We start from the raw sequence: 14,887 nt of genomic DNA on the forward strand, positions 1-14,887 counted from the left end.
GAATCAGGCCCTCACTGGCCGGTGTGCTGTGCGATGGGCGCTGCGCCCGTTGCGTTGTCGACCTGCACCTGGTCACCGGCCTTGACGTGTTGCAGGCCTTCGACCACTACCTGCTCGCCTGGCGTCAGGCCTTCGCTGACGACCCAGCGATCACCCTGGGCGCTGCCCAGTACCACCTGGCGGTCGCTGACCCGGGCCTGAGCGTCGACCACCAGCACCTTGGGCACCCCGGCACTGTCGCGCAGGATGGCCCGCTGCGGCACGCTCAGGCCTTTGGGCTGTACGGCCTGCTCCAGGCGCACACGCACATAGCTGCCGGGCAGCAGGTCGAGGTCCGGGTTGGGGAACTCGCTGCGCAGGGTGATCTGGTTGGTGCTGGGGTCGACACTGATGTCGGAGAACAGCAGCTTGCCTGGCAGCGGGTAGGCACTGCCATCGTCCTGGATCAGCGTGGCGCGGGCCTGGCCGTCACCCACCTGCTGCAGCTCGCCTGCGCGCAAGGCCCGGCGCAAGGCGTTGAGCTCGCGGGTGGACTGGGTGACGTCGGCGTGGATCGGGTCCAGCTGCTGGATGGTCGCCAGCGGCGTGCTTTCGTTTTGCCCGACCAGGGCGCCTTCGGTGACCTGGGCACGGCCGATACGGCCGGAAATCGGCGCGGTTACCGTGGCGTAGCCGAGGTTCAGGCGGGTGCGCTCCAGGGCGGCCTTGGCGGCGGCCACGTCGGCGTCGGCCTGCAGGAAGCTGGCCTTGGCGTTGTCGTATTCCTGGCGGCTGACGGCCTTGTCGTCGACCAGCTCGCGGTAACGCTGCTCTTGCAGGCGTGCCTGGTACAGGGTGGCCTCGGCCTTGGCCAGGGTGGCCCGGGCACTGTCGTGGTCGGCCTTGAATGGCGCCGGGTCGATCAGGAACAGCACATCGCCTTGCTTGACGTCGCTGCCCTCGCGGTAGACGCGTTTGAGTACCACGCCCGCGACCCGTGCGCGCACTTCGGCGGTGCGCGGTGCCAGGATGCGGCCGCTGAGTTCGCTGCTTATTGCCAAGGGCTGCAATTGCAGGGTTTCGACCCGCACCTGCGGGGTAGGGGCCTTTTCGTCTTGCTCGGCGCTGTCGCCACAGCCAGCCAGGGACAAGCTCAGAAACGCCAGAAGCGCCACTGGGCGCAGGCGAGGGGAGAAAGTAGTAGGCATGCGGATCTTCCGATGATGACCGGGTATATGCTACGGCAGCTGTTGCACTGACGGCTGTTAATACCTGTAGGGTGAGTGTGAAAAAGTGTGAAGATCAATCCTCCGGGCCAGTAGGGTTATATATTCTGCGTACACCTGTACCCAGATTCCCAAGCACCTATGCCGAATATTTTCCTGGTCGAAGACGACAGCGCCCTGTCCGAACTGATCGCCAGCTACCTGCAACGCAACGACTTTCATGTCCAGGTGATCGCCCGGGGCGACCATGTGCTGGACGAGTACCGCCGACAAAAGCCGGACCTGGTCATCCTTGACCTGATGCTGCCGGGCATCGACGGCCTGCAACTGTGCCGCTTGCTGCGCCAGGAGTCGCAGAGCCTGCCGATTCTGATGCTGACGGCCCGTGATGACAGCCATGACCAGGTTTTGGGCCTGGAAATGGGGGCCGATGATTACGTCACCAAACCCTGCGAACCACGCGTGCTGCTGGCCCGGGTGCGTACGCTGCTGCGTCGTAGCAGCATCAATGAGCCGCGCCTGGACAACGACCTGATCCTGATCGGGGGGCTGCGCATCGACCTGGCCGAGCGCACGGTTAGCTGGCGCGGCGAAGAAGTGGAGCTGTCCAGCGGTGAGTACAACCTGCTGGTGGTGCTGGCGCGTAATGCGGGCGAGGTGATGAACCGCGACCGTATCCTGCAACAACTGCGGGGTATCGAGTTCAATGGCACCGATCGCTCCGTGGACGTGGCCATCTCCAAACTGAGGCGCAAGTTCGACGACAGCGCCGGCGAAGCGCGCAAGATCAAGACCGTGTGGGGCAAGGGTTACCTGTTCAGCCGTGTCGAGTGGGAGTGCTGATCGACCATGCTCAAGATCCTGGTGCGGCTGTACCTGGTGATCATCGTTGCCTACGCCGGTGCGTTGCTGTTCATCCCCGACACCATTGTCGGCCTGTTCCGCGACCGCTTCATGGCCTACAACCTGGACCAGGCCAAGGGCGTGCAGGCGTTGATCGTGCGCCAGTTCCGGCAGGCCCCGCGCGAGCAGTGGCCAGCCGTGGAGCAAGAACTGGCCAGTGATTTCGCGCCGCTGGAATTGCAACTGCTGCGCATGGACCAGGCCGGCCTGAGCGATGAAGAACAGGCGCGCCTGGAGCATGGTTTGTACGCGGTGCGCATTGCCGAGTGGGGCTACTACGAAACCGTGCTGGCACCGCTGGACAAGGAATGGCTGGTGCGCCTGCACTCACCGCCAGACCCGCTGGACATCAACGTGTTGTCGTGGGGGGTGACCGTGCTGATTGGTGCGGCCATGCTGGGGTGTCTGCTGCTGTGGGTATGGCCGCACTGGCGCGACCTGGAGCGCCTGAAGGAAACCGCTCGGCGCCTGGGCCAGGGGCAGATGGCCGAACGTACGCATATTTCGCCGCATTCCAACATTGGTGAGTTGGCTGGCGTGTTCGACACCATGGCCAGCGACCTGGAGCGCCACGTCAACCAGCAGCGCGAGCTGCTGAATGCAGTGTCGCACGAATTGCGCACACCCCTGACCCGGCTGGATTTCGGCCTGGTATTGCTGTTCGACGAGGTGCCGCCGGCCAGCCGCAAACGCCTGCTGGAACTGGTGGGGCATGTGCGTGAGCTGGATGAACTGGTGCTGGAACTGCTGTCCTACAGCCGGCTGTACAATGCCGACCAGGCCCGCGAGCGGGTCGAAGTGTCGTTGCTGGAGCTGGTCGACAGCGTGCTCGGTGGTTTTGCCGAGGAACTCGACGGCCGGGGTATCCGTTGGGAAGTGCAGGCCGAGGGTAATCTGCCCCGGTTCGTGCTGGACCCGCGCTTGACGGCGCGTGCGGTGCAGAACCTGGTGCGCAATGCCATGCGTTATTGCGATGAAAGCCTGTTGTTGCGGCTGCGGCTGGAGGGCGATGGTGCCTGCCTGCTGACCGTGGAGGATGACGGCATTGGCATACCGGTTGAGGAGCGCGAGCGGATTTTCCAACCGTTCTACCGCCTGGACCGCAGCCGGGATCGCAACACCGGCGGGTTTGGCCTTGGGTTGGCGATCAGCCGGCGAGCGATCGAGGGGCAGGGCGGCACCTTGACGGTGGCGCAATCGGCGCTGGGTGGTGCGCAGTTCAGGATTCGGCTGCCAGCCGGGTAGTCCACAACACAAACCGGTCCTTGCCCGTGTGCTTGGCTTCATACAGCGCCTGGTCGGCCTTGATCAGTGCCATGGTCAATGTATCGCCCGCGCTCACCTGCGCCAGGCCGATACTGATGGTTACCGGATGTGTGCCTGCATCTTCACGCACTCTGCGTACCAATGCCTCTACCTGCTGTTCAGCACTTTGCTGGTCCAGCCCCTCAAGAAAAATGGCAAATTCCTCACCGCCCAATCGGGCAAACCCGGAACCGGCCATGGCCGCCTTGATGTGCAGTGCCACGCGTCTGAGCACTTCATCACCCACGTCGTGGCCAAAACGGTCATTGACCTTCTTGAAGTTGTCTATGTCGACCATCGCCAGATACTGCCCGGGCGTCGCCCGTTTCAATTGCTGCTCTGTTTCGGCCATGAACGAGCGGCGGTTGGGGATTTCGGTCAGGGCGTCGACATAAGCCTGCTCAAGCAGCACCTTCGACAGGTAGAAGTTGTGCAGTTTGGCCTTGCGGATTTGCAGGTAGCTGTAGCTCACCAGGCCGCTGAGGAAAATGGCGTAGCTGATGAGCATGGCGCCTTCGAGGGCGCCCGGTTCAATGCGCGTGTGGTAGAAAGGGTTGAGCATCACCCAGGTGATGACCATGGCGCAGAAGAACGACCAGCGTCGCACCGGCTGCACCGACACGGCGTACAGCACGGTGGAGACGCCGAGCACCAGCCACACCGGGCGCAGGGCTACCGGGATGCCTTCGATCACCAGGCGCATGCCCAAGGTGATGACGGCAATGAACAGCAGGTTGAGCACGTCGAAGTGATGGCTGCGGCGTGTGAAGTGCAGCACGATGGTCAGGCAGCCCAGCAGGGCGATGAACAGGTAGGACAGCCAGGTGAAACCCTGGCCGCCGAGGAAGCTGACGATCAGGTCGAAGACCAGCCAGATCAGGATACTGATGCAGAACACCAGCAGGCAGAACGGGCGCATGGACTCGAATTCGTGCTGGCGGAATTCGGCGCGCAGGGCGGCGGGGGCGACCTGCTGGCGTACGTGTGCTTCGATGGTTTTGAACATCGGGGGCTCCTGGGAGTACTGCTTTGCCAGGCCCGGCCCTATCGCGGGTAAACCCCCACAGGTCCCCCACAGCGTTCGAGTGCTGTGCGGTCTGTGTGGGAGCGGGCATGCCCGCGAACAGGCCGGGCCTGGTGGCTCAATTCTGTGGCAGAACGTTCCGCGCCCAGGGCCGGTAGCGCAAGGCAAACACCGCCTCGGCATGGCACCCGCTACCCAGCTTCGGTTCGGCGGGCTCAGCCCTGAATGCCTGCCCTGGTCCGCTCACCTGGCGGAACGCCTCGCGCACCATGCCCACCCGGCACGGCAAAGCCTGTTCATAGCCTTGGCGTACCAACGCGGGCAAACGCCCGGTCCCGGCGCCATCCTGCCACCAGACAGTCAAGCCCAACCCGGCCAGTTGCTCCAGCCACGCGGCGTTGATTCTTGGCGACAATTTGCCCGCGCTGAACGCACTGATATGCAACGGTTTGTCCAGCTGGCGGTTGAAGGCCTGCAACTGGCTGTACAGCGCATCGCGCCGTTCAGCCTCACGAAAGTGCTGGTCGTCCAGCTCCATCGGCAGGTACCAACCGTCCACCGGCAACTGCCAGGTCTGGCGCAATTGCTGGTACTGACTGAGCGAGCGACCCAGCTGCGCTTTCCAGTAGCTGTTCATCCCTTCGCCGTCCAGTTCGTCGAGGCGCTGGTAGTAGGCCGGGTCCATGTACAACCCCACGATCAGTTGCAGGCCTTGGGCACGTGCGCTACGCAGGCTGCTTGCCAGCCAGCCCTGGGCACCGCCAAAATCGCTGTCACCATACGCGCTCCACTGCACGATCAGGGTCTTGCCACCCTGCGCCACGGTGGCGTGCCACAGCTGTTGCCACTGGGCAGGGGTGATACTGGCGTCGCGGTTCAGGGGTTGGTAGAACAGGCGCTGGTCAGCTGTGGCCGGCAGGCACAGGGCAAGCAGGCAGAGGGCGAGGATCGTACGCATCAGAAGGTCATCTCCGCACCGACCAGCACGCCGTTGGCGCGCTCGTAAAGATTGCCGCCCAGCGACTGCTGGTATTCGGCACGCACTTTCAGCGAGCCGCGGTAGGCGTTGTAGCGGTCGTCATCGAACCACCACTGCCAACGCACACCCACCCCCGCACGGGCGTCCTGGCGCCAGTCGTTGCTCGGGTCCTGGCTGGAGAACTCGACAAAGCCGTAGGGCATCAGGGTTTGCGGTGAGCTGCTGGGCAGCTTCCAGGCATGCCCCTGCTGGTAGCGCGACAGCCAGGCATGGTCGCCGGCACGTGTCCACCAGGCGGCGTCGAGGTAGAGGAAGCGCTCGTTCCAGTCGTCTTCATCCACCCGCCAGTCGTTGCGCCAGTCACCTTGGTCAAGGAATGAGGCCGTGGCGCGCAGCAGCAGGTCGTTGCTCGACTCGGCGTTGTGGCGCAGGTCGCCCCAGTTGCCGCCGACCTTGGCCGGGCTCAACAACTGCCCCAGGCTCAGGCTGCGATAGTGTTCTTCGTCGATCTGCCGCTGGTGATACAGCTCGGCGTACAGGTTGAGGTTGGCCTGGCCGAGCGGCTTGTAGCGCAGGCCAACACCGGTACCCATGCTTTGCGCGTAATCGGTACGGCCCTGACCACCGAACAGTACCCGGCCATACACCGACAGGGTGCTGCCGTTGCGGCTGGGCTCTTCACCCAGGGCGTGGTCCCACATGACCAGCTGCACGTTCTGCGATTGTGCGCGGCGCGAGCTGCCGCTGCGCTGGCCGTTGTCGAGGAACTTGTCGTTGGTCGAGGTGCCGGCGGGCGACCAGGTGCTGGCTAGGGTGATGGTGTCACGCCGTGACAGGGCTTCGTGGGCCCTGCGCTGGCGGTATTTGCGGGCTTCCAGGCTGCCGTATTCGTCGTCACCGTCGACCAGGTTCTGCTCCACATCGAGGATACGGCGCAGTTCGCGGCGTGCCGAGGCGCTGTCTTCGGCTTCGTCGTAGCGCAAGGCCAGCGTTTCGCCGAGGCGGTAGTCCTCGGGGAAGTCGTGTGTCGCCTGCTCCAGGTACGGGATCGACTGGCGGCGCTGGGCCTTGTCTGTGGCGCCGGCCAGGCGCATGCCGTAATCGGCGCGGTAGCGTGGCTGATCGGGGGCCAGGCGCACCGCTTCGGCCAGCCAGGCCATGCTTTGCGCGCTGTCGCCGGCCAGCTGCGCGGTGCTTGCGGCCGCGTAGTAGTGGTCGGCGCGTGGGTTGCTGGCCAATGCCTGGCGCTGGAAGCCCAAGGCGGACGGGTAATCGCCCTGGCGCTGGGCAATGGCGGCGCCCAGCGCCCAGTCATCAGCACTGTGGTGCGCGGCGGCGTCCCAGTAGCGTCGAGCGGCTTCTGCATCGCCGGCATTCAGCGCACCACGGGCGGCAGTGAGGCGGGCGTTGTCGGTCCAGGCGCTGTCCGGGACGCTGCGCCAGATGGGCAGGGCCGCCTCGGAGTCGCCCGCCGCTTCAAGGGCATAGGCCAAGGGCAGGCGATCGCCGCTGCCGCCCAAGCGTTCGGCGGCCTGGTAGTAGACCACCGCTTCGCCGGGCTGGTCAGGCATGGCGCAGCGGCCCAGTGCGCGGTACTGGCCGGGTTCGCTCGGGGTGGCCGGTATCGCCTGGTGCACGGCATCGCACTGGCCGGCTTCGGCCAGGCGGCTGAGTAACTGGGCGCGGGTGTTGGCATCCACTCGTGGTATCAGGCCAAGCATGCGGCGGCTGTCCAACGGCCCGTCAGTACGTGTATACAGGTTGCCCAGGCGTTGCAGCAACGACGGGCTGAGGCGGCCTTGGCGGCGGTCGTAGGCGTGCTCCAGCAGTTCCCGGGCGTGTGCCACCTGGCCTTGTTCCACCAACAGGAAGGTGGCTTGCTCCAGCGCGGCCAGGTCGTCGCTTTGGCGGTAGCGCTTTTCCCATTCGCTGGCGGTACGCGGTTGCGGCGGCTGTGGCGGGTCGCCGTACAGGCGTTGCTTGAGCACGGCGTAGGCGCGTGCATCGGCCGTGGTCGTGCATCCTTTGAACTGCTCGCGGGCCAGATCCGGATCATGGCGCGACAGCCAGTCCACGGTCTCCAGGCAGGGGCGCTGCAGGGCGTTGCTCAAGCGCATTACCATTGCCGCATCATCGCCTTCGCGGGCCAGCTCCCACAGTTGCTGGCGCTGCTCGGGTTGATTCAACTGATCGGGCGGCAGCGACTGCAACCAGCGTTGGGCCTGTTGGTTGTGGCCGACGGCAATGGCGCGGTTGGCCATGGCCAGGCGTGCCTGGCTGGCTGCCTGAGGGGAGGGTGCGCTGGCCAGCAGCGTGTTCAGCCCTTTTTCGTCCACCTGCTGGATATATGCATTGGCCAGGCGTTGCCAGTCTCCGGCGGGTAACTGGCCCTTGTCGGCGAGCGGCTGCAGTTGCTCGATGGTTTCCTTCCAGTTGCGCAGCTGTTCGGCAAAGCTGGCACGGGCCAGGCGCAGTACCTGACCATCATCGCGCGGTGGCAGCTGGTTCAGCCATTCCAGCGCTTTGCCAGCACCCCCGAACTTGGCCAGGCTCAGGCTGTAAGCCTGCCACAGGCGCACCCGGTGCATGGCATCGCTGGTGGCCAGCCATTGCTCGACCTGGCTGGCTGGCGGTGGGTCCTGCTCGATCCACGTCAGGCGAAGTTCGAGCAGCGCGTCGGCGTATTCGGGGCTGCCTTGCAGTTGTTCGGCCAGTGCTTCGGCGTCCTTGTAGCGGCGTTGGTGAGCCAGGGCTTCTACCAGCAGTGCGCGGGCTTCGTCGTTGTTCGGCACGCGGCCCAGCACGTGACGGGTCAGGCGCTCGACCTCGGCCCAGTTGTCTTTCCTGGCCTCACGATAACTGCGGTCCATGAACGGAAAGCTGGTGAACCGCTGGAAATCGGTCATCGGTGCCGAGGCGGCGACGGGCAGTGCGGCGGAGCACAGCAACAGGCCGGTGAAGGTGAGAGTAAAACGCGGCTTCATGCCACCTCCCGGGTCAGGTCAAGGGCAGCCTGCTGTTCGCTGGCCTGTTCGTCGAGTGCTTGCTGCAACACCTGCTCGGTGATGATGCCGCGCGCGATCAGGTGCTCGCCCAGGCTCTGGTGTTCGGGGTCGAAGTCGATCAGTGCCTGGTTGAACAAGGTGACGGGCACCATACCGCGCACCTGCAGCAAGGTACCGAGCATGACCTGGTGGTGGCTGACCCGTTCCAGCAGCGCCTCGTCGTCCTGATGGCGTGCGAGCGTGGCCAGCATGTCGCGGGTTTCCGGCTTCTGCCAGGGGCTTGGGTAGTGGTAGCGCAGGCCCAGGGTTACCCGGCCTTGTGGTGCCAGGCGCACGCGTACCGGGCGTTTGAGGTGGCGGCTGATTACCCCCAGTGACACTTGGCTGACCGGGCTTTCGCTGGCCAGGATCAGCGTGTCGCCGTCCTCGGCCACCGGCAGCACGCCGTAGTGCGTCGCCAGTTTGCGCGGCAGTTTGGCGATCAGTAGCGGTTCGAGCTTGAACGGGTTCAGCGGAGCCCATGGTATGTCTAGCTGCTCGGCCAGGGTGGCCACCAACTGTTCGCTGTTTACCCAGCCACGCAGCAGCAGTTCGCGGCCCAGGCGCCGGCGCACAGGGCTGTTGATTGCCTGTTGCAACTGCTCGTCGCTGATCAACCCTTTGGCCACCAGTCGCTGGCCCAGTGGCGTGCGGGCAGGGGCGGCGATGGCGGGGAACTCGTGTGTGGTCTTGTCCCAGGCCACGCGCCGAGAGTCACCCATCTCCATGACCTGGCGCAGGGCACGCAGGTTGGCGAAGAAGTTGACGAAGTTGCTCCACATCATGCGCGGTGCCGACAGCAGGCCTTCGCCAATGCCGTAGAAACGGGTAACGAACCAGCCGCGCTGGAACAGGCGGTTGAACAGCATCAGGCCGTTGAGCCAGAGCAGGGTCGAGAGCAGCCAGCTGTCGCTAAGGATCGACATGAAGCGCCACGAATCCGGCGCAATCACCGTGACCAGCCACATGGCCAGCAACACCAGCAGCAACAGGTTGACCAGAAAACTCAGCAGGTAGGCGAACAGCCCACGGCGGTCGCGCCAGAGGAAGTAGTTGAGCGCGCCCTTGCGGCTCCAGCCCAGGTTGCTGGTGCCCTGGAACACGATGCCGACGATCCACCGCGACTTTTGCCGAATGGCATGCTGCCAGTCCCGCGGGAAGTGCTCGCGTACGCAGATTACCTGGGAAAACTCCCGGCTCATGCCCGGGCGCCATTCCTGTTTCAGGGTCAGCGCCGGGTCGCTGATGGAGTAGCGGGCGAAAATGCACTTCATGCCTTTTTGCTTCAGGCGAAAACCAATGTCGTAGTCTTCGGTGAGGCTTTGCACGTCGAAGGCGATGCCGTCGCCGTCTTCCAGCAGCGCACTGATAGCGCGACGGCTGAAACAGGTGCCGACCCCGGCACTGGGCACCTGGCCGGTGAGTGCTTCGCGAACGATAACGTCCTTGCCGTGGTTTTCGGCGAACTCGTCGACATAGTGGCCGGCGGTAAAGCCCTTCCATTCGGGTGCGTAGGGGTACACCGGGATCTGGATCATGTCCTTTTTCGGCAGCAGGTAATTGAACAGGCGCAGCTCCATGGGCGAAATCACGTCTTCGGCGTCGTGCAGGATAAAACCGGCGAACTCGATACGGGCGTCCTGCTGAAAGCGCAGCAGCGCGTCGATGATGTTGTTCAGGCAGTCGGCCTTGCTGGTGGGGCCGGGGCGGGCGCATACCACCTTGTGCACGTTGGGGTAGTGCAGGCACACCGCGTCGACATCGGCCTGGGTTTGCGGGTCGTTCGGGTAGGTGCCGACAAAGATCTGGTAGTTTTCGTAGTCGATGGTGGAGGCCGCCAGGCGCGCCATTTCACCAACCACGCCCACTTCGTTCCAGGCCGGGACCATGATGGCCAAAGGTTTTTCCGGGACTTCGTACAGGCGTTTCTCGTCGGCCTTCTCGAACCTGTCGTAGATGCGAAAACGCCGGATCAGCTTTCGCCCCCAATAGCACAGGTCGATGAACAGGTCGTCCAGGCCCAGCAGGAACATCAACGAGGCGAGAATGATCGCCAGGATCTTCAGGCCGAACAGCACATAGGTGAGAAAATCGATGAATGCCAGGCTCATGCGGCAGTCACCGGCAGAATGGAATAGGCCATCGTCTGTATCCTCGCTCGGTTCCCTCGACGAAGTTGTACGACATGTCGCCGTTTGTACGGGATAGATACAAGCAGCCGAATGCGAGGTTGTCCAAATTTGGGCTTTTTCTTGTGGGCCACATCTTGTAGTTTTACAGGTCGTTTACCCAGGGAGCTGAACATGCAAGGCAAGGCGCGCAAGATCGTCCAGGCCATTCTTTACGAAGCCATCGCTGTGGCCTGCGTGGCGCCTGCGCTGGAGCTGGCGTTCGGTGCCGGCATGGCGCATTCGACCGTGCTGTCGGTGCTGATGTCGGGCATCGCGATGAGCTGGAACATGGGCTACAACTGGGTGTTCGAACGTTGGGAGGCGCGCCAGCACCAGCGGGAGCGCACTTTCATGCGGCGCTTGCTGCATGCACTGGGTTTCGAGGGGGGGCTGGTGGTGATTTTGCTGCCGCTGGTGGCGTACTGGTTGGACGTCAGCCTGTGGGCGGCACTGCTGACCAACCTGGCGTTGTTCGTGTTCTTCTTCGTTTACGCCTTTGTCTTCCAGTGGGGGTTCGACAAGGTGTTCGATGTGCCGCTTTCGGCGCAGCAAGCCAAGTGTTGACTTTGTGCCGCGCTACCGGCTAAGTTCCTACCCCATGAATACATTCCCGCACGTGAACGCCATTATTATTACCGCCATTATCAGCTTGGCGGGCTAGCGCGTACGTGCACCGAACCCGCCCTGGAGGCGGGTTTCTTCTCTCTGACTCCTGGGCAAACTGAAAACAGCCAAGGAGTCATCGATGACCAGCTTCAGCGTCCCGCGTACTGCCGTCACCCCCCAGCAACTGCTGTCGGAGCAGGTGCGGCGCATTCTTGCCGCCCCGGTGTACGACCTGGCCATCGAAACGCCCCTGCAAGCCGCGCCTGCCCTGTCTGCCAGCCTGGGTAACCAGGTATTGCTCAAGCGCGAAGACCTGCAGCCTACCTTCTCGTTCAAGATCCGTGGTGCCTACACCCGGCTGTCGCGCCTGACCCGTGCGCAGCGTGAGCGCGGGGTCATTACCGCTTCGGCCGGCAACCATGCCCAAGGCGTCGCCCTGGCAGCCTCGCACCTGGGCATGAAAGCCACCATCGTCATGCCCACCACCACGCCATCGCTGAAGGTGGAAGGGGTGCGTTCACGTGGCGGCCATGTGGTGCTGCACGGTGAAAGCTTCCCGCACGCCCTGGCACACGCGTTGAAGCTGGCCGACAGCGAAGGCGCTACCTTTGTGCCGCCGTTCGATGACCCGGACGTGATCGCCGGGCAGGGCACGGTGGCCATGGAAATCCTGCGCCAGCGCCCGGGTGCGCTGGATGCCATCTTCGTACCGGTCGGTGGTGGCGGTTTGATCGCCGGCATTGCTGCCTATGTGAAGTACCTGCGCCCAGAGGTGAAGGTGATCGGCGTGGAGCCGGAAGACTCCAACTGCCTGCAGGCTGCCATGACCGCTGGCGAGCGGGTGATCCTGCCGCAGGTCGGTACGTTTGCCGATGGTGTAGCGGTGGCGCAGATCGGCGCCCATTGTTTCGAGCTGTGCCGGCACTTCGTCGACGAGGTGGTGACCGTGAGCAGCGATGAGCTGTGTGCGGCGATCAAGGACATCTATGACGATACCCGTTCGATCACCGAGCCGTCCGGCGCCTTGGCGGTGGCCGGGATCAAGAAATACGTGGCACGCGACGGCGTACAGGGGCAGACCCTGGTTGCCATCGATTCCGGGGCGAACGTCAACTTCGACCGCCTGCGCCATGTGGCCGAGCGGGCGGAGCTGGGGGAACAGCGCGAGGCGATCATCGCTGTGACCATTCCGGAACAGCCGGGCAGCTTCCGCGCGTTTTGCCAGGCGCTGGGCAAGCGGCAGATCACCGAGTTCAACTATCGCTATTACCCCGGTAAAGAGGCGCGCTTGTTTGTCGGGGTGCAGACCCACCCTGTTCACGATCCGCGTGAGCAGTTGCTGGCCAACCTGCGCGAGCAGGGTTACAGCGTGCTGGACCTGACCGAAAACGAGCTGGCCAAGCTGCATGTGCGCCATACCGTGGGTGGCCATGCTGCACCGGGGGCTGATGAGCGGGTCATGCGCTTCGAATTCCCCGAGCGGCCTGGGGCGTTGTTGGGCTTTCTGGAGCGGCTGGGCAAGCGCTGGAACATCAGCCTGTTCCATTACCGCAACCATGGCGCGGCAGAGGCCCGGGTTTTCGCGGCGTTGGAGGTGCCGGGGGACGAGGTAGCGGGGTTGCCGTTGGCGCTGGATGAGATGGGGTATCGGTATTGGGATGAGACCGATAACCCGGCTTACAAGCTGTTCCTGGGCTGACTTGAAAGCTTGAGGCTGCCTGTACTGGCCTCATCGCCGACAGCAAGCTCTCACAGGGACCGCGCAATGCTGAAGAGCTATGCAGTACTTGTGGGAGCTGGCTTGCCGGCGATGGGCCGCAAAGCGGCCCTGGGATTTCAACGCTCCCGCATGAAAAAGCCGGCAACGAATCTGCTGAAGGTTTCCATGCTCTTGAAGTCGGCATAACGCTTGAAATTCTCGGCATCCGGCTCAGGCCCGATCGGCTGTTCCAGCAACGACACGGACAGCACCCGGTCCCGGTCGGAGGTCAGCACCAGTTCATCCATGACCTGCCCGCCAATCACCGGCCTGCGCATTTGCACTTTCACACCTTTGCTGGCCATCCAGTCAATCAACGACACCAGCGCCTTGAGCGGCTCGCGCTCTTCGTCGCGGTACACCGGGAACAGGTGAGCGCGGGACAGTACCGGTACGCTGGCCACATGGATCAGCTCATAGAAATGGCTGCCGGCGCTGGTCGGCGAGTAGATCATCAGCGCCAGGAGCGGCCCGGTGGTACGGCTACCGCCCCAATACAGGTGGTGCCCCTGGAAATCGAAGCCGTCTTCATTACGGTTGTTGAACAGCTTGCGCCCTTTGATCTGGTCGACACAGTCCAGCAGCAAGCCGTGCCGGCGGTGGTTGCCGAACACAGAGGCATCGCGCAGGCGGGCCTTGAGCATCATCATGTGCTTCATGTCCAGGCGGGTTTCCAGGTAGTTGCTGGCGGGCACCCGCTCCAGCAGCGGGTAGCGACTGGCAACGCTGCGCAGTTCGGCAAACTGGGTGGTCAGGTCCTTTTTCAGGTGGGTGGCATACAGGTTGAGGCCGCTGGTTTCGATCCAGGTCAGCAGCAGCGACAGCAGGCGCTGTTGTTCCCGGCGGTCGTTGCCCTCGCCGCTGGCACTGCTGGTGGCGCTGCGGAAGTCGCCGATCAGGCGTAGCGGCGTGTCGGGTGGCAGCCAGGCCGCAGGTGGGGCAGGGTCGTTTTCACGCTCGGCTGCCTCCCGCTCGTCCTTGGTGAACGGGCAGCCAGGCGCGTGTTCTGCCGTGCCCGGGTTGTTCTTGAGAAACAGCGTGCCGGTACTGCCGTTAAGGGTGACATTGAGCACCGGCAAGGCGTCGTTGCGGCAGTCACAGGCCAGCCACTGGTTTGCGTTGCGCACGTTCATCAGCAGCTGGTTGGCCTGCAGCAGGCGCGGGCCGCCAAGGCTACCGGTGGCAAAGCCGACCAGCAGCTCTTCTTCGGCGGGGGTCAGGCTGCGCACCTGGGCGGCGGATTTGTCGATGATTCGCATGAAGCAGCTCCAAGCTACGAGCCCCAAGCTTCAAGCAAAGTCGCGCTGCTTTCAACTTGCCGCTCAGTTGCCGCCAAACAGCTTCGCGGCACGGGCACGAATTTCGTCCGGGGTGAGGTCCTCCTTGTGAGTGGAGACGAACCAGATGTTGCCGAACGGGTCTTTCAGGGTGCCGCTGCGGTCGCCGTAGAACTGGTCCGTCAACGGGTGCAACTGGGTGCCGCCGGCCGCCAATGCTTGAGCGTAGACCTTGTCGCAGTCTTCGACATACAAGTGCAGGCCCACGCCTGCGCCGCTGAGTTTCTGGCTGGCGGTAAGGCCGCCCTCCATGTCGCAGGGGTCGCCCAGCATCAGCGACGAATCACCGATTTTCAGCTCGGCATGGCCCACACGGCCACCTGGGGCATCGAGGCGGAACATCTCGACCGCGCCAAAGGCCTGCTTGTAGAACTCGATGGCCTTGGCGGCATCGTTGATGGCCAGGTACGGGGTAAGGCTGTGCTGGCCTTCGGGGATGGGTTTGGCTGCCATGTTCGACTCTCCTTCGCAGTGGGCGCCGGAGGGCGCCCTGTTGCTTAGAGTCGTTTGCACAGAGGGAAAATCGACAATGGCCCTAGATCGATTTCCTATAA

Annotated in this window: 11 protein-coding genes; 4 read left to right on the forward strand and 7 right to left on the reverse strand. The window is 63.8% G+C overall.

Annotation, left to right across the window (positions count from 1 at the left end; all coding sequences use genetic code 11):
* Positions 1-11: 11 nt before the first annotated feature.
* Positions 12-1,187, reverse strand: coding sequence for an efflux RND transporter periplasmic adaptor subunit (locus ACF8MI_RS09570; RefSeq protein ID WP_200929388.1), 1,176 nt, complete (start codon positions 1,185-1,187; stop codon positions 12-14).
* Between the two features lie 159 nt (positions 1,188-1,346).
* Between ACF8MI_RS09570 and ACF8MI_RS09575 the strand changes: the two genes are divergently transcribed.
* Positions 1,347-2,048 carry a response regulator transcription factor gene (locus tag ACF8MI_RS09575; protein WP_060500948.1) on the forward strand — a complete coding sequence of 234 codons (702 nt, stop codon included), beginning with the start codon at positions 1,347-1,349 and terminating at the stop codon, positions 2,046-2,048.
* Positions 2,049-2,054: 6 nt separating this feature from the next.
* Positions 2,055-3,353 (forward strand): ATP-binding protein, encoded by a 1,299-nt coding sequence (locus ACF8MI_RS09580; protein ID WP_104834661.1) that lies wholly within the window; start codon positions 2,055-2,057, stop codon positions 3,351-3,353.
* Here the strand turns inward: ACF8MI_RS09580 and ACF8MI_RS09585 are convergent.
* From ACF8MI_RS09585 to nrfB, 4 genes are all read right to left on the reverse strand, one after another.
* Positions 3,328-4,419: a diguanylate cyclase gene (locus tag ACF8MI_RS09585; protein WP_060500945.1), complete on the reverse strand. Its 1,092-nt coding sequence runs from the start codon at positions 4,417-4,419 to the stop codon at positions 3,328-3,330. The genes ACF8MI_RS09580 and ACF8MI_RS09585 overlap by 26 nt on opposite strands.
* 136 nt (positions 4,420-4,555) lie before the next feature.
* Entirely contained in the window at positions 4,556-5,395 is an 840-nt protein-coding gene (locus ACF8MI_RS09590) for a DUF4434 family protein (protein WP_200929387.1), read from the reverse strand.
* On the reverse strand, positions 5,395-8,400 hold the full coding sequence (locus tag ACF8MI_RS09595) for a phage receptor (protein ID WP_200929386.1): 3,006 nt from the start codon (positions 8,398-8,400) through the stop codon (positions 5,395-5,397). The genes ACF8MI_RS09590 and ACF8MI_RS09595 overlap by 1 nt, the downstream gene beginning before the upstream one ends.
* Positions 8,397-10,571, reverse strand: coding sequence for a cyclic di-3',5'-guanylate-activated glycosyltransferase NrfB (nrfB, locus tag ACF8MI_RS09600; RefSeq protein WP_164524572.1), 2,175 nt, complete (start codon positions 10,569-10,571; stop codon positions 8,397-8,399). Before nrfB ends, ACF8MI_RS09595 begins: the two co-directional genes overlap by 4 nt.
* 192 nt (positions 10,572-10,763) lie before the next feature.
* On the opposite strand from nrfB, the gene ACF8MI_RS09605 reads away from it, so the two are divergent.
* Positions 10,764-11,195 (forward strand): PACE efflux transporter, encoded by a 432-nt coding sequence (locus tag ACF8MI_RS09605; RefSeq protein WP_060500938.1) that lies wholly within the window; start codon positions 10,764-10,766, stop codon positions 11,193-11,195.
* Between the two features lie 181 nt (positions 11,196-11,376).
* Positions 11,377-12,936: a threonine ammonia-lyase, biosynthetic gene (gene ilvA / locus ACF8MI_RS09610; protein WP_200929385.1), complete on the forward strand. Its 1,560-nt coding sequence runs from the start codon at positions 11,377-11,379 to the stop codon at positions 12,934-12,936.
* Between the two features lie 137 nt (positions 12,937-13,073).
* On the opposite strand, the gene ACF8MI_RS09615 is transcribed toward ilvA, so the two are convergent.
* Both ACF8MI_RS09615 and ACF8MI_RS09620 read right to left on the reverse strand, forming a co-directional pair.
* Entirely contained in the window at positions 13,074-14,255 is a 1,182-nt protein-coding gene (locus tag ACF8MI_RS09615) for a hypothetical protein (RefSeq protein ID WP_164524571.1), read from the reverse strand.
* A 63-nt stretch (positions 14,256-14,318) separates the two neighbouring features.
* Entirely contained in the window at positions 14,319-14,786 is a 468-nt protein-coding gene (locus ACF8MI_RS09620; protein ID WP_060500934.1) for a VOC family protein, read from the reverse strand.
* Between the last annotated feature and the right edge of the window lie 101 nt (positions 14,787-14,887).

The organism is Pseudomonas sp. yb_9 (assembly GCF_043103635.1).
In the GTDB taxonomy this organism is placed as follows: Bacteria; Pseudomonadota; Gammaproteobacteria; order Pseudomonadales; family Pseudomonadaceae; genus Aquipseudomonas; species Aquipseudomonas monteilii.

Bases quoted from the DNA above. Each gene is read 5' to 3' on its own strand.
- ACF8MI_RS09620 (WP_060500934.1), bottom strand. From the start codon at position 14,786: ATGGCAGCCAAACCCATCCCCGAAGGCCAGCACAGCCTTACCCCGTAC.
- ACF8MI_RS09615 (WP_164524571.1), bottom strand. From the start codon at position 14,255: ATGCGAATCATCGACAAATCCGCCGCCCAGGTGCGCAGCCTGACCCCC.
- ACF8MI_RS09575 (WP_060500948.1), top strand. From the start codon at position 1,347: ATGCCGAATATTTTCCTGGTCGAAGACGACAGCGCCCTGTCCGAACTG.
- ilvA (WP_200929385.1), top strand. From the start codon at position 11,377: ATGACCAGCTTCAGCGTCCCGCGTACTGCCGTCACCCCCCAGCAACTG.
- ACF8MI_RS09580 (WP_104834661.1), top strand. From the start codon at position 2,055: ATGCTCAAGATCCTGGTGCGGCTGTACCTGGTGATCATCGTTGCCTAC.
- ACF8MI_RS09590 (WP_200929387.1), bottom strand. From the start codon at position 5,395: ATGCGTACGATCCTCGCCCTCTGCCTGCTTGCCCTGTGCCTGCCGGCC.
- ACF8MI_RS09595 (WP_200929386.1), bottom strand. From the start codon at position 8,400: ATGAAGCCGCGTTTTACTCTCACCTTCACCGGCCTGTTGCTGTGCTCC.
- ACF8MI_RS09570 (WP_200929388.1), bottom strand. From the start codon at position 1,187: ATGCCTACTACTTTCTCCCCTCGCCTGCGCCCAGTGGCGCTTCTGGCG.
- ACF8MI_RS09585 (WP_060500945.1), bottom strand. From the start codon at position 4,419: ATGTTCAAAACCATCGAAGCACACGTACGCCAGCAGGTCGCCCCCGCC.
- nrfB (WP_164524572.1), bottom strand. From the start codon at position 10,571: ATGAGCCTGGCATTCATCGATTTTCTCACCTATGTGCTGTTCGGCCTG.
- ACF8MI_RS09605 (WP_060500938.1), top strand. From the start codon at position 10,764: ATGCAAGGCAAGGCGCGCAAGATCGTCCAGGCCATTCTTTACGAAGCC.